Annotated in this window: 19 protein-coding genes; 4 read left to right on the forward strand and 15 right to left on the reverse strand. The window is 44.1% G+C overall.

What is annotated here, in order from left to right; all coding sequences use genetic code 11:
* Positions 1-28 precede the first annotated feature (28 nt).
* On the forward strand, positions 29-1,507 hold the full coding sequence (locus ABWP14_RS09695) for an NAD-dependent succinate-semialdehyde dehydrogenase (protein WP_353202767.1): 1,479 nt from the start codon (positions 29-31) through the stop codon (positions 1,505-1,507).
* 11 nt (positions 1,508-1,518) lie between these two features.
* On the opposite strand, the gene trmB is transcribed toward ABWP14_RS09695, so the two are convergent.
* From trmB to ABWP14_RS09715, 4 genes are read right to left on the reverse strand one after another with little or no spacing between them, the layout of a single operon-like run.
* Positions 1,519-2,301: a tRNA (guanosine(46)-N7)-methyltransferase TrmB gene (gene trmB / locus ABWP14_RS09700; RefSeq protein WP_353202768.1), complete on the reverse strand. Its 783-nt coding sequence runs from the start codon at positions 2,299-2,301 to the stop codon at positions 1,519-1,521.
* Position 2,302: 1 nt separating this feature from the next.
* Positions 2,303-3,238 carry a UDP-glucuronic acid decarboxylase family protein gene (locus ABWP14_RS09705; RefSeq protein WP_353202769.1) on the reverse strand — a complete coding sequence of 312 codons (936 nt, stop codon included), beginning with the start codon at positions 3,236-3,238 and terminating at the stop codon, positions 2,303-2,305.
* Between the two features lie 49 nt (positions 3,239-3,287).
* Positions 3,288-3,743 carry a DUF2721 domain-containing protein gene (locus tag ABWP14_RS09710; protein WP_353202770.1) on the reverse strand — a complete coding sequence of 152 codons (456 nt, stop codon included), beginning with the start codon at positions 3,741-3,743 and terminating at the stop codon, positions 3,288-3,290.
* Between the two features lie 28 nt (positions 3,744-3,771).
* Positions 3,772-4,617 (reverse strand): undecaprenyl-diphosphate phosphatase, encoded by an 846-nt coding sequence (locus tag ABWP14_RS09715; protein ID WP_353202771.1) that lies wholly within the window; start codon positions 4,615-4,617, stop codon positions 3,772-3,774.
* Between the two features lie 159 nt (positions 4,618-4,776).
* Here ABWP14_RS09715 and ABWP14_RS09720 point away from each other — a divergent pair, with 159 nt between their 5' ends.
* Positions 4,777-6,360 (forward strand): TolC family protein, encoded by a 1,584-nt coding sequence (locus tag ABWP14_RS09720; protein ID WP_353202772.1) that lies wholly within the window; start codon positions 4,777-4,779, stop codon positions 6,358-6,360.
* Here ABWP14_RS09720 and waaC read toward each other — a convergent pair.
* The 6 genes from waaC to ABWP14_RS09750 are packed head-to-tail and all read right to left on the reverse strand — an operon-like array spanning position 6,349 to position 12,111.
* A complete protein-coding gene (waaC, locus tag ABWP14_RS09725) occupies positions 6,349-7,401 on the reverse strand; it encodes a lipopolysaccharide heptosyltransferase I (RefSeq protein ID WP_353202773.1) in 1,053 nt (350 codons plus the stop codon). The two genes, ABWP14_RS09720 and waaC, sit on opposite strands and share 12 nt — an antisense overlap.
* A gap of 35 nt (positions 7,402-7,436) precedes the next feature.
* Positions 7,437-8,006, reverse strand: a complete 570-nt coding sequence (gene rfbC / locus ABWP14_RS09730) for a dTDP-4-dehydrorhamnose 3,5-epimerase (protein WP_353202774.1) — start codon at positions 8,004-8,006, stop codon at positions 7,437-7,439.
* A gap of 13 nt (positions 8,007-8,019) precedes the next feature.
* A complete protein-coding gene (gene rfbA, locus ABWP14_RS09735) occupies positions 8,020-8,934 on the reverse strand; it encodes a glucose-1-phosphate thymidylyltransferase RfbA (protein WP_353202787.1) in 915 nt (304 codons plus the stop codon).
* 21 nt (positions 8,935-8,955) lie between these two features.
* A complete protein-coding gene (gene rfbD / locus ABWP14_RS09740) occupies positions 8,956-9,909 on the reverse strand; it encodes a dTDP-4-dehydrorhamnose reductase (RefSeq protein WP_353202775.1) in 954 nt (317 codons plus the stop codon).
* A 25-nt stretch (positions 9,910-9,934) separates the two neighbouring features.
* Positions 9,935-10,993 (reverse strand): dTDP-glucose 4,6-dehydratase, encoded by a 1,059-nt coding sequence (gene rfbB / locus ABWP14_RS09745; RefSeq protein ID WP_353202776.1) that lies wholly within the window; start codon positions 10,991-10,993, stop codon positions 9,935-9,937.
* Entirely contained in the window at positions 10,990-12,111 is a 1,122-nt protein-coding gene (locus tag ABWP14_RS09750) for a glycosyltransferase family 10 domain-containing protein (protein ID WP_353202777.1), read from the reverse strand. The genes rfbB and ABWP14_RS09750 overlap by 4 nt, the downstream gene beginning before the upstream one ends.
* A 51-nt stretch (positions 12,112-12,162) precedes the next feature.
* On the opposite strand from ABWP14_RS09750, the gene ABWP14_RS09755 reads away from it, so the two are divergent.
* Entirely contained in the window at positions 12,163-13,053 is an 891-nt protein-coding gene (locus ABWP14_RS09755; protein ID WP_353202778.1) for an alpha-1,2-fucosyltransferase, read from the forward strand.
* Here the strand turns inward: ABWP14_RS09755 and ABWP14_RS09760 are convergent.
* Genes ABWP14_RS09760 through galE form a run of 3 tightly spaced genes read right to left on the reverse strand, consistent with a single transcriptional unit; the run spans position 13,050 to position 15,956 of the window.
* Positions 13,050-14,036, reverse strand: a complete 987-nt coding sequence (locus ABWP14_RS09760) for a glycosyltransferase family 2 protein (protein ID WP_353202779.1) — start codon at positions 14,034-14,036, stop codon at positions 13,050-13,052. The two genes, ABWP14_RS09755 and ABWP14_RS09760, sit on opposite strands and share 4 nt — an antisense overlap.
* Before the next feature lie 6 nt (positions 14,037-14,042).
* The gene (locus ABWP14_RS09765) at positions 14,043-14,945 is read right to left on the reverse strand and encodes a DUF6492 family protein (RefSeq protein WP_353202780.1); all 903 of its coding nucleotides are present in this window, start codon (positions 14,943-14,945) and stop codon (positions 14,043-14,045) included.
* Positions 14,946-15,956 carry a UDP-glucose 4-epimerase GalE gene (galE, locus tag ABWP14_RS09770; protein WP_353202781.1) on the reverse strand — a complete coding sequence of 337 codons (1,011 nt, stop codon included), beginning with the start codon at positions 15,954-15,956 and terminating at the stop codon, positions 14,946-14,948.
* A gap of 133 nt (positions 15,957-16,089) precedes the next feature.
* Here galE and ABWP14_RS09775 point away from each other — a divergent pair, with 133 nt between their 5' ends.
* Positions 16,090-17,472 carry a hypothetical protein gene (locus tag ABWP14_RS09775; RefSeq protein WP_353202782.1) on the forward strand — a complete coding sequence of 461 codons (1,383 nt, stop codon included), beginning with the start codon at positions 16,090-16,092 and terminating at the stop codon, positions 17,470-17,472.
* Here ABWP14_RS09775 and ABWP14_RS09780 read toward each other — a convergent pair.
* Positions 17,469-18,800, reverse strand: coding sequence for an undecaprenyl-phosphate glucose phosphotransferase (locus ABWP14_RS09780; RefSeq protein ID WP_353202783.1), 1,332 nt, complete (start codon positions 18,798-18,800; stop codon positions 17,469-17,471). The two genes, ABWP14_RS09775 and ABWP14_RS09780, sit on opposite strands and share 4 nt — an antisense overlap.
* A gap of 17 nt (positions 18,801-18,817) precedes the next feature.
* Complete coding sequence (locus tag ABWP14_RS09785) at positions 18,818-19,969, reverse strand: glycosyltransferase family 9 protein (protein ID WP_353202784.1); 1,152 nt, start codon at positions 19,967-19,969, stop codon at positions 18,818-18,820.
* Positions 19,970-20,168: the final 199 nt, after the last annotated feature.

The raw sequence follows: 20,168 nt of genomic DNA on the forward strand, positions 1-20,168 counted from the left end.
TCAAATCTGTACTTATTTAAAGTTCACTATGCAAACAATCGATATTCGCAAACTTCTCAAAGATCCTAGCCTATTTAAAGAAGAATCCTTCATCAACGGTAAATGGGTGAAGTCTGGATCTGGCGCCACTTTTCCAATTAACAACCCCGCTAATAACGAAATCATTGCGCAGGTTGCTAACCTTGATGCAGCTGATGCAGAAAAAGCAATCGCTGCTGCAAATGCAGCCTTTCCAAAATGGAAAGGGATTACTGGTAAAGAACGTGCTGGTTTTATGCGCAAATGGTTTGATCTCATTTTGCAAAATAAAGATGACCTCGCTATTTTGATGACATTAGAGCAAGGTAAACCCCTTGCTGAATCTTCTGGTGAAGTGGTGTATGGTGCCTCGTTTATTGAATGGTACGCAGAAGAAGCTAAACGAGTCTCAGGAACTATCCCCACCACAATTTGGGGCGATAAACGTTTTATGGTTCTCAAGCAACCGGTTGGTGTTTGTGTAGCCATTACACCCTGGAATTTCCCCAATGCCATGATCACTCGCAAAATTGCTCCAGCCATGGCAGCCGGCTGTACGATTGTGATCAAGCCTGCAGAGCAAACCCCTTTATCTGCTTTAGCTCTCGCAGAACTTGCCATTCGTGCTGGTATTCCAGAGGGTGTTGTGAATATCATCACTGCCGATGCTGATCGTTCTGTAGCCATTGGTAAAACGCTGTGCGCCTCTCCGATTGTGCGTCACCTCTCCTTTACAGGATCAACTGAAGTTGGTCGTATTTTGATGGCTCAATGCGCACCTACCGTGAAGAAGCTTGGCCTTGAACTTGGTGGTCATGCTCCTTTCATCGTCTTTGAAGATGCTGATATTGATGCAGCGGTCACTGGGGCAATGGCCTCTAAATACCGTAACTCAGGTCAAACCTGTGTTTGCGCCAATCGTATCTACGTTCACAAAAAGGTCCATGACGTGTTTGTAGAGAAGTTCTCTAAGGCTGTACAAACCATCAAAGTGGGTAACGGTATGGATGCTGGTGTTTCCCAGGGTCCTTTGATCGATCATGCTGCCCTTGAAAAAGTAGAGCGCCATATTGCCGATGCTCTTAGCAAGGGAGCTAAGCTGATTACTGGTGGCAAGCCTTCCCCTTTGGGTGGTACTTTTTATGAGCCTACCATTTTGGCAAACGTCTCTAGCAATATGCTCATCACTTATGAAGAAACTTTCGGTCCAGTTGCGCCGATTATTCCTTTTGAAAGTGATGATGAAGTTGTAGAGCTAGCGAATAACAGCCAATATGGTCTAGCCTCTTACTTCTATAGCCGCGATATCGGTCGCATCTGGAAGGTTGCTGAAGCCTTGGAGTACGGTATGGTCGGTGTGAATAGCGGCATCCTCGCGAATGAAGTCGTACCTTTTGGCGGAGTCAAGCAATCCGGCTTAGGCAGAGAAGGTAGCGTCTTTGGTATGGATGAGTACTTAGAGTTGAAATACGTTTGTATTACGCTCTAAATATTTTTCCTTCATTTTTTTCTATAGACTAAATCCCAAACACCGTGGCCTAGCTTGATGCCACGGTTCTCAAACTTAGTAGTAGGTCTATAGGCTGGTCTTTCAACATATCCTGCATGCATTGCTTTGAGTTGCTCAAGCGTGGGCTTAAATTCATTTACAGACTGATCGAATTGGGCGATATCCGTCTCAATGAATGTCTCAATCCCAACCTGCTCACTAGACATATTTTGCAAACTGGCTTCTGCATTAAGAACGAGTAACATTTGCTCTGCATAGTTATGCCAGTCGGTTGCTAAATGGATGTAGCCCCCTGGCTTTAAGCGAGTAACCAGCAGCTTTATAAAGCCAGCTTGAATCAGCCGGCGCTTGTGATGACGCCTCTTATGCCAAGGATCTGCAAAGTAAATATGGATACCATCCAAAGTGTTTTCTGAAAGCATTTGCTCAAGCACTTCAACTGCATCATGTTGAATTAATCTGAGATTGGTGAGTTGGCCTTCGCCAATGAGTTTTAGAAGAGCGCCTACCCCAGGCGTATGCACTTCAATCGCTAAAAAATCATCATCGGTTCGAAGTGCGGCAATTTTGGCAGTAGTCTCGCCCATACCATAACCAATTTCTAGAATCTTCGGTTTTATCGATCCTGCAAAAATCGCTGGAAGATCAATCTGTTCTTCTTGAAAAGGAATTAAAAATTGCGGGCCCAGCTGATCTATTGCGCGTTGTTGACCTGCAGTAGTTCTGCCCGCCCTTAAGACAAATGAGCGAATACGCTCAACTGGATGCGACAAGCTAAGCCAATACCTTCCTAAAGTAGGCAATGGTCTCTTTGAGGCCGTCTTCAAGATTCACTTTTGGCTCCCAACCCAGCTTGGCTTTTGCTAATTCAATATTGGGTTGACGCTGCTTAGGATCATCTGCAGGTAGTGGCTCAAAAACCAATTTTGATTTACTTCCAGAGATCTTCAAAATGGTTTCCGCTAACTGCAACATCGTAAATTCACCTGGGTTACCAGTGTTGACTGGACCTGTGAAGCCTTTTTCAGAATTCATCATGCGAACAAAGGCTTCAATTAAATCATCCACGTAACAAAAGCTACGCGTTTGTTGACCATCGCCATAAATAGTAATGTCTTTGCCCTGAAGCGCCTGAACAATAAAATTACTGACCACTCGACCGTCTTGGGGATTCATGCGTGGGCCATAAGTATTAAAGATACGCATGACTTTGATATCAAGACCGTGCTGGCGGTAGTAGTCAAAAAACAATGTTTCTGCACAGCGCTTGCCTTCGTCATAGCAAGAGCGAATGCCGATAGGATTGACTCTGCCCCAATATTCTTCTGGCTGAGGATGTACCTCTGGATCGCCATACACCTCACTCGTCGATGCTTGCAAAATACGCGCGCGGGTCCGCTTAGCTAAACCCAGCATATTGATCGCACCATGCACACTCGTCTTGGTAGTTTGTACTGGATCGTATTGATAATGCACTGGGGATGCTGGACACGCTAAGTTATAAATCTGATCAGTTTCTACATACAGAGGAAAGGTAACATCGTGGCGCATCACTTCTAAATTGGTATTTGACAGTAAGTGCGTTAAATTTTGCTTAGTGCCGGTAAAGAAATTGTCGACTACTAAAACCTCGTTCCCATCCTTGAGGAGTCTTTCAGTGAGATGTGAGCCCAAAAAGCCTGCGCCGCCAGTAATGAGAATTTTCTTCATTTCGCTTATCTTTAATTAAAGTTCTACCAATTTTAACGTTTTGAGGGGGCTAGCTGTGAGGTGAATCCCAGCTAGCTGACCGATAGGCATAGATGATTTCAGCCAAAACGCAGCCCAAAGAGGTCATAAAAGCGACTAATCCCAGAACAAATGTCCAAATAACATAAGGTGCATGCAAAGAACGTACCGCCCCCGCTTGGAAGAAAAAGAGCTCTAAAACTGTCAGCGAGATAAATAGGCCGCTTAAAACATCAAAAAAAATTGCTACGGTACATAAACGACCTCGCATCTTTGCTTCACTCGCCTCAAGCAGCATTTGTTGACGGGCAGAATCTGAAAAATGATGATCGCTATGCATTAATTTATTAATCGCACGCATGCGATCTACTGATCTTGCCAGGCGCGATGAAATAGCATTAATCAGAGTGGCGACAGCGGTTAATAAAAAAACAGGTGCTAATGCCAGCTGAATATTATTGGTAATCGCGTCAATGGTGACATCCATATTGATTTCCTAAGAGGCTAGTAGTTGATTAATGAGACCAAGCTATCAAACCTGTATATGCTGTAATGAGCACTAACAAGCCAAATACAATTCGGTACCAAGCAAATGGCACAAAGTTATGGTGTCCAACATAGCGTATTAACCAGCGCACACAAATAAATGCAGAGATGAAAGCTGAAATAAAACCTACTGCAATCGCCAAACTATAAGCGCCAGTAAAAGTAACCGGTGAGTTCCAAATCTTTAGTAACTCATAAGCCGTTGCACCACCAATCACTGGGATGGCTAAGAAAAAAGAGAATTCAGTAGCAACTACTCTTGGAATACCAAACAGCATGCCACCAATAATCGTTGCACCAGACCGAGAGGTACCCGGAATCAAGGCAGCACATTGGGCTAAGCCTACCTTTAGGGCATCCAATGGAGTGAGGTCATCTACCGTATGAATTACTCTTTCTGAAGGGCTTAAATGAAGCTGACGGTGTTCTGCCCAGAAAATCACAAGGGCGCCGACAATAAAAGCCGTCGCCACTGGAATAGGGGCAAATAAAACTTCTTTTATATATTTACCAAATAAGAAAGCTAAACCCATTGCCGGAACAGAGGCAATCACAAGATTCAAGACAAAACGCCTCGCTAGTGGGCTAGTCTTCAATGAGGTAACAACACTGATGAGCTTATGTCGAAATTCCCAACACACTGCCAAGATTGCACCGAACTGAATAATGACTTCAAACGCCTTGCCTTGATCGTCATTGAAGTCCAATAAATCCCCAACCAAAATCAGGTGTCCCGTACTAGAGATGGGCAAAAACTCTGTTAAGCCCTCTACTATCCCCAGAATTACCGCTTTAGCTAACAAAATTAGATCCATGGGCTAAATTTTATAGGTATCCAGGCAAGAATTAGAGTATTTGGCAAAATAGCTCATAAATAAGCAATTTGGATAAATTAGCCTTAAACTGCATGGCACATTAAAAAGCATTTGAATTACATGAACAGAAGCCGCCCTCTACCCTCTCAGATAACAGCAATGAGCTTAATCCTGGGACAAGCGCTGGGCTTTGGATGGGTTTCCAGCAATGTTTGGGCACAAAGTGCCAGTGGGGCGCCACCCTCTTTACCCTCCAAAGTAAGTGTTCAGTCACTGACTGGCATCGACCAACCGCCACAATTCATTGCAAAGCCTAAGACTGCCTTACCAGACCAAGCCACCCCTTCTTATATCAACGCAAATAGCTCAGGATCTATAGACAAAAATCGATTAACTGACTTAATCACTCTTTATCAAGAGGCTGCCTTTAGCGATCCCGTTTTAAATGCCGCTCGCTCTAATTACCAGGCCAGTAAAGAACTGTATTGGCAAGGCCTGTCGCTCTTACTTCCACAAGCCAGTGCCACACCAGGCGGCACTCGCTACTTCCAGCATGGAGCAGGAAGTACCATCGTTTCACCGGGTTCCGGTAACTCACGTGTGTTTGATCAAAAGAATTACACCGTCACCCTGACGCAACCCGTATTCAATCTCACAGCCCTTGAAGCATTTAAACAAGGTGATTTAAATACTAGGCTTGCCGACATGCGCTTTTATTCGGCTCAGCAAGATTTAATTATTCGGGTATCGCAGGCTTATTTTGATGCCCTAACAAGTCAAGACAATGTTGAACTCTATCGCAATAAAAAGAGTCTGATCAAACAACAACTTGAAATTGCACAAGCTAAATTTGATGCTGGTCTTGCAACGATTGTCGATGTCAATACGGCACAGGCAGCCTTGGATTTGGCCAATTCTCAAGAAATTGCAGCCCAAGCGGGTTTAGTAGTGACGCGCGGTGTTTTAGAGCAATTGGTTGGCCATCCAGTTGGTGCATTAAGACCTCTCACTAAAGAGGTGAAGATCGATGGAGTTCTTAAGGATCCTCGCTCAAAGAGTAAAGATGCAAAAGATATCCCCATTACAGATAGCGTCAATCCACAACTACCTCCAGGCCAAACCTTGGATGATTGGATTAAACAAGCAGAGGTAGCAAACTTTACTGTCTTGGCTAGCCAGCTAACAGTCAATCTTGCTGAGAGCACTTATCGTGGCTCACAAGCCTTGAACTACCCCTCAATTAACTTTATAGGGACTAGTGGCTATAACACCTCTAATGGCACTCCAAATAGTTATCAACCTAATAATACAAACGTCTATAACAACACACTTGCATTACAGATGAATATTCCTTTGGTATCTGGTGGCTATGCCAGTTCTGTCATTCGTCAAAATGCAGCCTTAGTAGATACCGCTAAGGCCAACTTTGATAATGCTAGGCGTACAGCAGCGCAAAATACACGCGCTGCATTTACTGGATTTTATGGTGGGCTTGCAAGTGTAAAAGCGTTTGAAGCTGCCGAGCGTTCAACCAGCTCAGCATTAGAGTCCAGCAAACTTGGATTCCAGGTGGGCACCTTAATTAATATTGATGTGTTGATTGCTTTAGATTCTGTGATTAACACTCGATTACAGTTACAACAAGCACGCTATAACACTATTCTCAGCGCGATTAAATTAAAGGCGCATGCTGCTGCCCTTACCGATCAAGATCTCATCTCGATCAATACTTTACTGCGTTAATTCCTGAGCAGGTCTCGTGAGTAGCTCTACAGATGCCTTGATAAGCTCAGCGGCATCTGGAGGTAGTCCAATATCTCCCACATTACGGATGTGATGAGCCCAATAACCCTCAGTCTTCCATCGCGGAGAATCGCAATAGATTTCTATTGTAGGCAAACCCAAGACTGCTGCTAAATGCGTAAGACCGGTATCAACTCCAACGGTCAACGCAGCGCCTGCAATCACGGCAAAGGCATCTTCAATCGAAAATGCTGCTGGCACTAAGGCATTCGGAATCTGCTTTGCTAACTCAGTACTAACAGCCTTCTCGGCAGCATTACCCCATGGCAAAACAACTTGATACCCACGATTGCTAAGTTCAATACCTAAGGTAGTCCAGTCTTCATTAGACCAACGCTTAGCCTCTCTCGCCGTGGAATGAAAAAATAAGACGTATGGGGTCTTTAATTGAGAGATGGAAGGTTTGAGTAAATCTACTTTCATTCGTGATGCATAGAAATGGGGGGTGTCCGAACGCTTGATTGCCAGCCAATCAAATGCTGAGCACATCACTAAGCGTGAACGATCAACTGCATGAGTCTGCATGGGAACTTGTACTTGATGGTTATAGAAGCATTTCGCAAGCGGCTCATATCCTGAGAATTGGGTAGCATTTGCCAAACCAGCAACTACTGCATTGGGTGATTTTTTAGCCAAAGCACAGACCAGAGCTGATTTGAGCAAGCCTTGGGTTTCAATCACGACGTCATAAGAAATTTCTTGCAAATGCCTTCTAAAGGAAAAAAATTGCTTCCAAGTAGAAAGCTCAAAAAGATGTTTTTTCCAACGACGCAGGTCAAAAGGAATAATTCGGTCAATTCCCTTAAAGTCCTCTCTTGTCCGCAAAGGCTCAAGTAGGTGAACGTAAGCCTCTTCAACTACCCAATCGATTTGCGCATCCGGTAAGCGTGCTCGTAAATCCCAAACCAGCGGTAAATTGTGAAGTACGTCACCTAAAGAGGAGAGCTTTACTAATAAAATTTTAGGCGATGAAGTGCTCATGTGAGCATTATCTTATCTTTTGCTAGCAGGGCGATTTAAAACTTCGGAGCAGCATTCCAAGCTAAGCCATTTTGATCTTTGGCATTCATATTAGGAGTTACGCCTTCTGGGAAGGGCCATTCCACTCCTACGGTAGGATCATTCCAAGCTAGACAGGCTTCGCTCTGAGGGTGATAGTAGTCGGTCGTTTTATATAAGAACTCCGCAGCTTCAGATAGCACCAAAAAGCCGTGGGCTAAACCTGCCGGTATCCACATCTGTTTATGATTCTGAGCGCTGAGTTCAACGCCAACCCATTTGCCACAAGTGGGCGATGACTTACGAATATCTACCGCGACATCAAAGACACTGCCTGCCACAACGCGCACCAATTTACCTTGAGCTTGTTGTAATTGGTAGTGCAAACCACGCAAAGTCCATTGCTTCGAAAAAGAATGATTATCTTGTACAAAATCGACAGTAAGCCCTGTGGCTTGCGTAAAATCCTGCGCATTAAAGGACTCAGTAAACCAGCCACGCTCATCACCAAATACTGTTGGCTCAATAATCAATACATCATGTATTGCTGTGGAGCTAACTTGGAGCTTAGGATTGGGAGCAGACACCGCTATGTTTCCTTTATTTCTTAGAAGACAAAGAGACGGGTTGGGCCGAAGTGTTGAGCTCGTTCAGAATCTTATTGAGGTATTGACCGTAAGTATTTTTACTCAGCAAACTAGCCACTTTTTGTACCACCTCAGCACTAATCCAGCCTTGGCGATAGGCAATCTCTTCAGGGCAAGCAACCATCAGTCCTTGGCGCTTTTGAAGGGTTGCAATAAAACCGGCCGCATCTAACAAAGAATCATGGGTGCCCGTATCAAGCCACGCAAAACCGCGCCCCATGATTTCGACATTGAGTTCATTTTTGTCTAAATAAAAACGATTGACGTCGGTGATTTCATATTCACCGCGGGCACTCGGCTGAATTGAAGCCGCTATATCACACACCTGATTATCGTAAAAGTACAGACCAGTAACCGCGTAGTTACTTCTCGGTTTAGCAGGCTTCTCTTCGATCGACACTGCTTTGTAATCCTGATCAAACTCCACTACGCCATAACGCTCTGGATCAGTGACGTGATAAGCGAAAACGGTAGCGCCACTCGTTCTATGGTTCGCACTATTGAGCTGAGCTACGAGCTCATGCCCATAAAAAATATTATCCCCAAGTACTAAAGCGCTTGGATCATTACCAAGAAAATACTTACCCAAGGTAAATGCCTGTGCCAAGCCATCAGGCGATGGTTGAACGCAGTATTGAATATTGAGGCCCCACTGGGAGCCGTCGCCTAATAACTCAGAAAAACGGGGGGTGTCCTGCGGTGTCGAGATCAATAAAATATCCCGAACGCCAGCCAACATGAGAGTAGTCAGTGGGTAATACACCATCGGCTTGTCATAGACCGGCATCAATTGCTTTGAGACAGCTTGGGTCACTGGATACAAACGTGTTCCAGACCCGCCAGCCAAAATAATGCCTTTACGATTCATTGCCATTTTCTTATCTACTTTTTATAAGAGACCATCTTTAGCCAATTGCTGCACATAGGCCCGCACATCATCAGACCAAGGCTTATTCCATCGCTGCAATTTTGACACATCCCCAGTTGCCACAATGGCTTGCCTGAGCTTATCAGTGGCCATACGAGAATTCATGGGCCTAGGAGCTGGTAAGGGGTATTCTGAAGCCTTAATGGGCTTGATGGAGCTTGGGAAAGTCTTTAAGGAAACGCCCGCCTCAAGTGCCGACTCCACGACCAAGCAAGCTAATCCATGCCAATTACTCTCACCTGGGGGAACTGCATGATAAATACCAGACTCAAATTTTCTGAGTTGACCCTTTGAATCGAGTGCTAAATCTAGGCTGACACTCGCTAACCAGTCGGCTGAAGTGGGAACGCCTAGTTGATCTTGAATCACTTTGAGCTCTTCACGTTCTTTAGCTAAACGCAAAATCGTTCTAATAAAGTTTCCACCTGCTCCATACACCCAGCTTGTGCGAAAAATAGCGTACTGACCCTGAGTCGAATTCAAAAAGGCTCTTTCGATAGCTACTTCTCCAGCAGCCTTACTCTTACCGTACTCACTCAGTGGATTGCGTAAATCATTCTCAAGGTAATACCCAGCCTTACTGCCATCAAACACATAATCAGTAGAGTAGTGCAATACAGTAGCTCCATGAGCAGCAGCATAGTGCGCCATTGCCTCTGGAGCTCTGGCATTAATAGCATTCGCTAAGGCAACTTCCGTTTCAGCTTTATCTACAGCAGTATAGGCTGCCGCATTAATGATGAGGTCTGGTTTAGCTGTGTTCAATAAAGCATTTACTTTTTCAACTTGCGAAAGATCACAATCACTGCGTCCTACAAATTGAATCTGCAAATCCTGATCAAAAGTCGTGCTAGCAAATAGGGCTTGAAAAGCTTTGCCTAATTGACCGTCTTTGCCAAAGATGAGGATATTCATGCGAGGGATTTACGGTCTTGAGATTTCAGTTGTACTGCTTTTGCAACCAATCGCGATAAGAGCCACTGACAACGCCCTCAATCCAGACTGGATTTTGTAAGTACCACTGAATCGTCTTCCGAATACCGGTACTAAAGGTTTCAGCAGGCCTCCAACCCAGATCTCGCTCTACCTTGCTTGCATCAATCGCATAGCGTCGGTCATGCCCTGGGCGATCTTTAACAAATGTAATTTGCTCTGCATAAGACTTGCTATCTGCTCTTGGCTTGAGTTCATCCAAAATTTGGCAGATGGTTTTGACCACATCGAGATTGGCTTTTTCATTCCAACCACCGATGTTATAGGTCTCACCTAATTTTCCTTTAGCCAAAACCTCACGAATCGCTGAGCAATGATCGCCTACATAGAGCCAATCTCGAATTTGCTGGCCATCACCATAAATCGGCAGCGGCTTACTATTTAGAGCATTAAGGATTACTAAGGGAATGAGCTTCTCTGGGAAGTGATACGGTCCATAGTTATTAGAGCAATTGGTGGTGACTACCGGGAAACCGTAAGTATGAAACCAGGCTCGTACTAAATGATCCGATGCAGCCTTAGACGCAGAGTATGGACTGTTGGGTTCGTATGAATTTGTTTCAGTAAATGCAGGATCGGTCAAAGATAAAGAGCCATATACTTCATCAGTAGAAACATGATGAAAGCGAAAGTGTTCTTTTGCATCACCTTGTAGACCATTCCAATGCTCGCGCGCGCACTCCAATAAGTTAAATGTTCCCACAATATTAGTTTGTACAAATTCAGCTGGCCCATGAATGGAGCGATCCACATGGCTCTCCGCTGCAAAATTGACAATGGCGCGTGGCTGGTGCTCTTTTAATAATTTGCTGACAAGCTCCTTATCGCCAATATCGCCCAGCACAAATACATGGCGAGCATCATTCTTCAAAGAATCTAAAGTGGCTAGGTTACCGGCATAAGTCAACTTATCGAGGTTCACAATACCTTCTGCCTTTGGATTAGCAAGCCAATCCAAAACAAAATTACCTCCAATAAAACCTGCACCGCCAGTAACTAAAATCATGATTGAAGTGGTCCTAAAATGGCATCTGCAAATGCTTCTGAACTATACGGCTTAAATGCGGGAGAGGCCAGAAATTGTCTGCCTGCCTCTTGATAAGCCATGAAGTCCTGCTCATTCATTTTACTAAGGTATCGATAAAGTTCCTGATAAGGATTGGCTCTAGTTAAAAACTGACGAAAATCGATAAAGCAGCTGCTGGGCACAATATTCTGAATCTGTGGTTCACCCCAGTAAATCGGTACACACCCAGCAAATAAAGAATCAAATATCTTCTCGGTAATATATCCCGGAATATCTTTGGCATTCTCAAAGCAAATGCAAAAGCGCGCTTTGGCTAATACCTCAAACTTATTTTGTGCGGGCCCCTTGTAACTCCGAAAGACAGCATTGCCTAGCAAAAAAGGCAACACCTTCTCTAAACGATAACGCCACTTTCCTGACTTGCCAAGACGCTTTTGGGGAACAAGCCAGCCATTGCCAAATAAAGAAAAATCTTTTGCTACATTCGCCTCAAACCAACGAATCGCTTTAACGCGCTCAGAGTAGAGCTCTCTTTTATCTGGCAAATTGGCATGACGATTACTACCGATTAATACACAAAAGAGATGACGATTTACAAAACCTGGATTGATTATTTGATGTAATTTAAATTGTGCGGGCAGCACATTAGGATAAGCAATTGGAAACTTAGGGGTAGGGGCTGTTTTTTGGGCGAGTGAACTCTTTGAATTTACATTGAGTAAATCTTGATCCCAGGTGAAGATGCCATCGAATTGATTGAGGTAATTTGCATCGCCATTCACAGGTACCGTGAGCTCAGTTTCAAAACGGACCAGATAATTTTTGCAATTGTCGATTGGAATAATCGGCAATGCCTCTAAGTACAGAGTGAAATTGGGTTGAATGCCCTCTTTCTCAAGGACATCCAAAGTATGAAGTTGAATGCCTCGCTCAACCGCTTTAGAGCGCAGCATCCTAAATGGCGCTAGGCAATCATCACGATTTCGAGGGCTTTGAGGATTAAATAGATCATCTTGACCCTCCTCCCATCCGACAATCCCTCCAACTAACATAGCAGGTCGCTTATTTAAGGTTAAGTTCTCATCAAGCACCAGCATGAATCGATGCTGATGTGATTGTTTGTTTGTTAATGGTCTAATTATAGGGTTATGGCCATTTATTCCTACCTTCAGGGCGGCTTAGGCAATCAAATGTTTCAATATGCGATTGCTAGAGCCCTCTCAGAACATTATCAAAGCACTTTTTTGCTTGATCACTCTTGGTTTGATTCACCACAAATAGAAACAACACCTCGCCCATATCAACTTGGGTTTCTGAAGATCCAAGAAGTGGCTCAAACTACAGTAGGTTTTCCCAAAAGACCTAACAGGCTGAAAAGACTATTACAACAATTTCTACCCTTTGGATCAATTGTTTACTACCAACAAAATGCTTTTGAATTTGATGCTGAACTATTGAACTTAGATGGGTTGGGACAACAAGATCTATTTTTATTTGGATACTGGCAAGCACTCCCATATTTAGAGCCAATCAAAATGATATTGCAGCAGGAATTTAAAACTCAACACGCAATATCAGATCACTACCAATCCTATCTCGAACATATTTGTACCTCTGAATCCGTCATGCTCCATATACGTCGAGGGGATTATGTGAACTCACCCTCAGCAGCAAAGTTTCATGGCGCACTTGCCTTAAGCTACTACCAAAAGGCCATTGAAGAATTGTTACTCAATAAACCCAATGCCCATTTCTTTATTTTTTCAGATGATTTACCTTGGGCTAAAGAAGCCTTACCAAAGGATTTGCAAATTTCTTTTGTGGAAAATGCTTTACAAGCTGATGATGCCGCACAAGAACTACAGCTCATGTACGCATGCAAGCATCACATCATTGCGAATAGTTCATTAAGTTGGTGGGGCGCCTGGCTTAAACAAGATTGTGGCGGCTTCGTATTTGCACCTAATCGCTGGATCAGAGATAGTAGCCTAGATTTATCCAATCTACTGCCAGCACACTGGCAAAAAATTCCTGCTTAAGCTGGCTTACCCATTCGCCCAAGAATACTGCCATAGAAAGCAATGCAGACACGCTCTAGACGTGTGAATGGTGTCCATAAGCCATTACCCCGAAATTGAAAGCGGGCATAGAGCTCCATATTTGCACCAATCGATATATGAGAGATACGCTGATTCATGAGCTGAATGAAAGTAATGCCGTACTTTAAGCGCTCATAAAATGGCAGCGGCCTTGGCAGGCAAGATTCTGATATGCCCAGCTTTTTTAAGTAGTTCGCCTGGGCATTAGAAAACACATTGCGCGCAGCCTGAAGGTGATTCACACTAGTCTGCGTAGAATGCAAGCGATAAGTAATGAGTTTCTGTTTAATATTGGCAAACCGATAACCAGCCAAGGCAATCTCAGTCCACAAACAATAGTCTTCTGCGTGCATGTACGAAGCTTTGTAGGGAAACTGCTTAAAGATTTCCAGCTTGCCCATCATGGCTGGATTACAGACTGGACTGCAGACACTCAATAAAGCTTGAATATCAGAATTTGAGTGACGCTGCTTGGAACTTTTTCTTTCGCCAGTCACTTGATTTAAGGTGAAATGGTCGGCACCACATAAATCAGCCTGATGATTTTCTAAAAACTCTACCTGAAGCGCCAATCTTTCTGGGAAAGCACGATCATCGGCATCCAGTAAAGCAAGATATTTCCCTTTTGCCATACCTGCAATGAGATTACGAGTGGTAATCAAACCGCGGTTCTGATCTGAATACACTTTAATGATTCGTTGATCAGTAAATTGATCAATAATCTTGCGAGTACGGTCACTCGATCCATCGTCAACAATAATTAACTCAAAATTAGTATAAGTTTGCGCCAAAATACTTTCAATTGCTTCAGCGATATAACGCTCAGAATTAAATACCGGCATTGATACGCTAACCAATGGCATATCTTTCATTTCCTGATTTTCGGATTGCTCCAGATGGGAAGTCTTGGAAAGATCGTTCATACGTATTTAAAGGTAGCTTTGCAGTAAACGGAAGAAGCGCTTACTTCTTTTTAAGATCCGAGAAAGCAAAGGCTTACTTGGGACACCATAATCTAACTCAGACTCCCAGGCAGATTGATAAATTACGCCCATAAAGTTTTGTTTTAATTTCTCCTGGGTCTCGCCCAAGCGACGGGACAAGTAATAGTGCCAGTCATAATGATAAATCCTAAACAGAGGCTCAATCATGCGCACCGGGATTGCTTGATATTTCAGCAAGGCCTCACCATAAATCAAGGTCTCTGGATGCTCTGGAGTAATGAGATCCCAAAGCGTCATTTCCTGAGGTTGTAAATACTGCTGATCTAGGGACTCCCATACTTTGGCCGACCAGATAAAAGGGGCAGGTGCGCAGTAATAATTGGGGCCTACTCGACCAAATAAGGCCTTGACCGTTTCTGCCTCTTTTCGAAGTTCTCTCTCAACCCGCAGATGACCGCGATTGGTCGCCATCTGAAAGAGTTCTTTATTTTGATGGAGTACGGTGTAAGGAAGTCCATCGGAAGCTAAAAAATCTATATTTCCAAAATCGCGAATAAAAATACTATCTGAATCAATACATAAATAATTACTTGCCAAACCTAATCGCCAAAATTCAGACTTAATCACTTGTTGTGCAATGCCACCAGATTTGGTTTTCTGAATATCTTTTGGCGCACGGGGATTCGCTTGAACAATTGCTTCATCAGCAACCCACTGATAACCCTGGTTCTCACCTAGGAGTGAAAATAATGCATCACGATCTACCTGGGGAGTAGAAATATAAAAAGGGATCGATTCGATATTGTGTTTACGTAAGGATTCAAGCAAGCGCTTAACACGCAATAAATCTCTTCGATACGATTTGCAATAGAGAACGAAATCTACCATTTACGATTCGTAACCCATTGGATTTTGAGATTGCCAACGCCAACTATCAGCACACATCTGACCTAAATTGCGGCGTGCTTTCCAGCCTAGTAATTTTTCTGCAAGTGATGGATCGGCGTAGCAAGTAGCAATATCACCTGCACGTCTTTCGACTACCTGGTAGGGAATAGAGTGGCCTACTACATCGCCATAGGCTTTGAGCACATCCATCACGCTATAGCCTTGGCCGGTTCCTAAATTCACCGTTAAGGAATCACGGCCAGCCAATAAATACTCTAACGCTTTGACATGGGCCTGCGCTAAATCGACCACGTGAATATAGTCTCTAACGCCCGTTCCATCATGGGTCGACCAATCATTGCCGTAAACCTTGAGCTCAGGCATCCTGCCAGCAGCTACTCGTGCTACTAAGGGAGTGAGGTTATTTGGTATGCCCCGAGGATCTTCACCAATCATTCCAGATTCATGAGCGCCAACTGGATTGAAATAACGCAAATAGGCTACACGCCAACTTGGATCAGAAATCTCTACATCCCGTAAAACCTGCTCACTCATTAACTTCGTTTGACCATAGGGATTTGTGGGGCGAACGGGAGACTGCTCATTAATAGGTACCTCACTTGGATCGCCATAGACTGTTGCCGAAGAACTAAAGACAAAATTCTTACAGTCATGTGCTTTCATCACTTCGAGCAATGTAAAAAGACCGCCAAGGTTATTTTGGTAATAACGCAGTGGCTGAGCAACCGACTCACCAACTGCTTTTAAAGCAGCAAAATGAATGACACCTTTAATAGGGTACTTTTTGAAGACAGTCTCCAAAAAAGTCTTATTACATACATCGCCTTCAATAAACTCTGACTTTTGCCCAGCCAGTGCTTCAATCCGAGATAGAGCCAAAGGACTAGAATTAATAAAATTATCTAGGCCTATAACGCGATTACCCGCTTGCAGTAATTCAAGCCATGTGTGTGAGCCGATATAGCCAGTGGCACCCGTTAAAAGAATCATTGCAATTTGTCCGCCAATGTAAGCACTTGATTAACTCGGAAATACTAGAAACCAAATCCTTTATCAAGCCCCGAGCAGATCGATAAGGGGTGGGTGGCTGATTTTCCCAATTTAGCCGTTATTATTTGATTATATGAAACCTATTGGCTCAAATCGCTCTTTCTTCATTTTGAGCGCCGTGATCATCTTCATCAGCAGTACTTTGCTGGCTGTTTGGTCCCTGATAAATACGATTGCCCTGCGCAATTCGCTTTTGGCTATTGGCTCCTTAGTAGCCCTCTTTTTGCTGTGGCAATATTCCAAGCAAAAAAGTGTAGAAGGTGTTTCCATACCCCAATCTGCTAATTGGGGTCAATACACACCCCTCGCACTCTCCTTTTCAATGCTCATTTGGGTTGTGATTCATTACTTCTTTTTTAGCAGCGAATCTGGGCACCAATTTCAAGAACTCAGTAGCACTTGGCTGAGAGTCTTAGAGTCGATCTTGATTGGAACCGCGACTGGACTGATATTGCGCGAGCATCCACAACGTGCGCAATTTTTATGGCTCGGAATTTATGGCTCCTTTGTTTACTTACTCATCCATTACCTAGGGGTCTATTTTCAAACTGGCCAGGCTTTCATGCCGAACTATTATTTTTCCAGCCCCTTTGGGAACAAGATTAATACGGTATTGATGGGCGGCCTATTTATCAGTGCTATTTGTGGTTCATCTGCCAACGCATTACTTAATAATCGCCCTCATTACCCATGGCCAATCTATTGCTATTGGCTCTTAGGTGTACTCACTATTTTGTTCGCCGTTACCACTATTATCGATACGCGCAATGGTGTGGGTGTTGGCATTATCTTGATTGCAAGCTGGGTTCTCTATGTAGGAAGCTCAAAGTTAACTCAGCAAATCAAACTCGGAAAGCTGGATTGGAAAATGAGTTTAGCGACTCTGATTCCAGCGATTCTGATCATTATTTTTATTCAGCAGCATTTAAGTATCAACCGCGGCTGGAATCATTTTATTGACGATGTTACGGTTGCCGTCAAAATTGATGAGGTTCCTAATTGGCAAGATGTCAAAAAATATGGTTACCCAAAGACCGCTTCTGGTGAACCGGTATACCCCAATAACTATGAGCGTGCTGCTTGGGCGACCGCTGGAATCCATTCCATCACTCAAAATCCCCTGGGCTATGGACTTCTAGAGCATTCATTAGGGAAAGTAATTCGTAAATCTTATCCTGAGACGACGATTCGCTCCTCACATAGTGCTTGGATTGACCTTGGCCTGGCATTTGGTATTCCTGGACTTTTACTGACGCTAGGCGCCCTGCTATCAACAATTGTCTTAGCCTTAAAAAGTAATTCACCGAACCGCTTAGTGGTCATTTGGATTGCGGCAGATTTACTCTTTACTTTTACGATTGCAGAAGTGAGTAGTAAGCACACCATTGAAATTTTGTTCTTCTGTATTGCGCTACTTAACGCAATGTTGATACAGCCAAGAAAAACAGAAAGCTAGTAAGCGTTTTTATTGACAAAGCCACGGAAGATCGTAAAGAAGATAATCTTCAGATCTAACCAGACAGACCAATTTTCAATGTAATACAGATCATGCTCAATGCGTGCAGTCAGATCGGTATCGCCACGCCAACCATGTATTTGCGCCCAGCCTGTAATACCAGCTTTGACTAAATGCTTTTTCATATAACCTGGGATTTCTTTTTTGAATTGCTCTACAAAAACAGGGCGCTCGGGTCTTGGTCCCACAATCGACATCTTGCCCTGCAAGACATTAAAAAACTGAGGTAACTCATCGAGGCTAGTAGAACGCAACCATTTAGAGAATGATGTCACTGATTTATTGGCAGAGCCGCCCCACACCACCTTACCCTCTTCAAGATCAGCGGGCATCGTTCTAAATTTATAGATCTCAAACACTTCACCGTTCCAGCCCACACGCTCTTGACGATAAAACACCGGGCCGGGCGAACTCAGCTTGACTCCAATTGCCAAAATCAGCATTAAGGGACTAATAAATACCAAGATCAAAATCGACAAACAAAAATCTTCCATTGATTTGAGGAATAAATTCATGCCCGTCATTGGGGTACCGTATAGGTCAATCATCTGCATACCCAATACTTCACTCACACCATGATTGATCAAGCGGAAAGAAAACCAATCTGGCACAAATCGAATGGTTGCGGTACTCATTTGCAAATGCTCCATCACCATCCGCATTTGCGAACCATCACCCATCGGCAGGGCCAGCCAAATTTCATTGAGAGGCTGCTTTGCTAAATCCGTTAATTTGCCTTCGTCTAAGTCTTTTAATTGGAGCTGCACCCGATAACCAGACCAAGGTGACTCACTAATGCGACGCGCTATTTCATCGGCAGTTCCACCGGAACCCACGATGGCGATATGTCTTAAATTCACGCCTTTGCTACGATAGCGCCGAATCAAAACATAACTAAACAAGCGGCTGCCACATAAAAGAACGAGGCTCATGATGGCCCACGAACCCAACCACAGTCGTGAATACATCTCTGTCGATTTACTAAACACCAACCAAATCAGAATCAAAATCCAGGTTTTTAAAACACCGCTTGCCACCTGACCAAAAAGGGCCATGAGGTTGCCGCCGCGCCAAGAACGATAAGCGCGATTAGTTAAAACCAAATAAGCCAAGCTTGCTAACACCATTAAGGAGGCATAGCGTTGTAAATCTAAATCAGGATCTTTGAAATACTGAATTGCAAAAAAAGTACCCAGCCCCACCAAATTGATGATGACAAAATCAAAAACACGAATCAGATACGAATTAATAATGAAGGATGCAGCCATCGTCGTATTTTGCAGTACTAAACGATATTGATGGAAAATTTGCGCAAAGCGTCTACAACCGCCTCAACTGAAATTTGATCCATTATGTAGATTGGGTTTTCTGGGTACTCAAAGCCTAAGCTGAGGTATGCGCCACCCTCTTTGGGCCCTGGCCCCAGCACCAGAGTGTTTTGCCCATTGCTAGCGCCTGGATAGACAGGGCCCCAACGCTCAGGATTGGTCGGGCCATGCAAGGCAACTAAGGGCTTGTTTAATAAAGCAGCAAGATGCATGGTGCCAGTATTCACCGAGACGACAGCTACTGCGCCATTAAGGTAGGCTGCTGTTGTCAGGAGATCGGCATGCCCTGCTAAATTCAGAAGAGCGTCGGATGGATTGCCTTCAAGCCTGCGATCAACTTCCTGGAAGAGGGCATTACCTCGAACCCTATCCCCAGGACCCCCAGTAATTACGACCCCATAGCCGGATTGAATCAGCTTGAGAGCCAAGGCTGTCCAGGATGCAATCGGCCATTCGCGCAATTCAAAGTGATTGCCACTAGCCCATGGATGCAAGACGAGGTAAGGATGCTTAATATTTAAGTAATCTATACCAGCTAGGCTAGATAAATCGAGCGGGGGCATGGCTTGCGCCTCTATGCCCAAAGGCCCCAATAAAGCCCGAAAATTGTCTAATTCATGGACTTTGGGGCTGTGTTTGACTGTGGCGTCATAAGAAAAATGGCGATGTTGACCCTCAGTCTCAAAGCCAATGGTCCAGCGCGCACCACTCAATGCTGCCACTACAGCCCCAATTCTGGGCCACTGAGAGGTATCAATCAGCAAATCAACCGGATGGTCGCGAACCTGCTTCATTGCTGCCAAAGGCTGCGTAATGGGAACTACCACCAGATCGTCATAAGCCTTGATCAGGTCAAAAGTGGAAACATTCGCTGGAGTAGCGAAAATGGTGATTTTTGAGCCAGGATAGGCTTTTCGGATATTCGCTATTAGGCAAGAGGCCAGCAAAGCATCGCCAATGGCGGCAAAAATACAAATGCCAATATTCTGAAACTGAGCAGGTTTGGGTCTTTTGCTACGAAATAAGCCTAAAACAAACAATAAAGGCACGCCTATCCAGCGATCTAGCTTGCGCAAGAATCCTCTACCGCGTTCCGCTTTTACTGGCATACCCACCAATATCTACCCTTGTTCTCTTATTCGAGTCATCCCATTGTATTTGCTTGTCTTTCTGCGGGGGGACAAGCGAAAGCCAGCATTTAAAACAATTTACAATAGCGTACATACCGCATATTGATCTGTTTAATCCAATCATTAAGAAAACCCCCATGTCAAAATCAAAAGTTGCCCTGATTACCGGTATTACTGG

Source organism: Polynucleobacter sp., assembly GCF_040400325.1.
Taxonomy (GTDB): domain Bacteria; phylum Pseudomonadota; class Gammaproteobacteria; order Burkholderiales; family Burkholderiaceae; genus Polynucleobacter.

Excerpts from the sequence above, each read along its gene's own strand:
- ABWP14_RS09695 (WP_353202767.1), top strand. The coding sequence starts at position 29 with ATGCAAACAATCGATATTCGCAAACTTCTCAAAGATCCTAGCCTATTT.
- ABWP14_RS09705 (WP_353202769.1), bottom strand. The coding sequence starts at position 3,238 with ATGAAGAAAATTCTCATTACTGGCGGCGCAGGCTTTTTGGGCTCACAT.
- ABWP14_RS09710 (WP_353202770.1), bottom strand. The coding sequence starts at position 3,743 with ATGGATGTCACCATTGACGCGATTACCAATAATATTCAGCTGGCATTA.
- ABWP14_RS09715 (WP_353202771.1), bottom strand. The coding sequence starts at position 4,617 with ATGGATCTAATTTTGTTAGCTAAAGCGGTAATTCTGGGGATAGTAGAG.
- ABWP14_RS09720 (WP_353202772.1), top strand. The coding sequence starts at position 4,777 with ATGAGCTTAATCCTGGGACAAGCGCTGGGCTTTGGATGGGTTTCCAGC.
- waaC (WP_353202773.1), bottom strand. The coding sequence starts at position 7,401 with ATGAGCACTTCATCGCCTAAAATTTTATTAGTAAAGCTCTCCTCTTTA.
- rfbA (WP_353202787.1), bottom strand. The coding sequence starts at position 8,934 with ATGAATCGTAAAGGCATTATTTTGGCTGGCGGGTCTGGAACACGTTTG.
- rfbD (WP_353202775.1), bottom strand. The coding sequence starts at position 9,909 with ATGAATATCCTCATCTTTGGCAAAGACGGTCAATTAGGCAAAGCTTTT.
- rfbB (WP_353202776.1), bottom strand. The coding sequence starts at position 10,993 with ATGATTTTAGTTACTGGCGGTGCAGGTTTTATTGGAGGTAATTTTGTT.
- ABWP14_RS09750 (WP_353202777.1), bottom strand. The coding sequence starts at position 12,111 with ATGCTGGTGCTTGATGAGAACTTAACCTTAAATAAGCGACCTGCTATG.
- ABWP14_RS09755 (WP_353202778.1), top strand. The coding sequence starts at position 12,163 with ATGGCCATTTATTCCTACCTTCAGGGCGGCTTAGGCAATCAAATGTTT.
- ABWP14_RS09760 (WP_353202779.1), bottom strand. The coding sequence starts at position 14,036 with ATGAACGATCTTTCCAAGACTTCCCATCTGGAGCAATCCGAAAATCAG.
- ABWP14_RS09765 (WP_353202780.1), bottom strand. The coding sequence starts at position 14,945 with ATGGTAGATTTCGTTCTCTATTGCAAATCGTATCGAAGAGATTTATTG.
- galE (WP_353202781.1), bottom strand. The coding sequence starts at position 15,956 with ATGATTCTTTTAACGGGTGCCACTGGCTATATCGGCTCACACACATGG.
- ABWP14_RS09775 (WP_353202782.1), top strand. The coding sequence starts at position 16,090 with ATGAAACCTATTGGCTCAAATCGCTCTTTCTTCATTTTGAGCGCCGTG.
- ABWP14_RS09780 (WP_353202783.1), bottom strand. The coding sequence starts at position 18,800 with ATGGCTGCATCCTTCATTATTAATTCGTATCTGATTCGTGTTTTTGAT.
- ABWP14_RS09785 (WP_353202784.1), bottom strand. The coding sequence starts at position 19,969 with ATGCCAGTAAAAGCGGAACGCGGTAGAGGATTCTTGCGCAAGCTAGAT.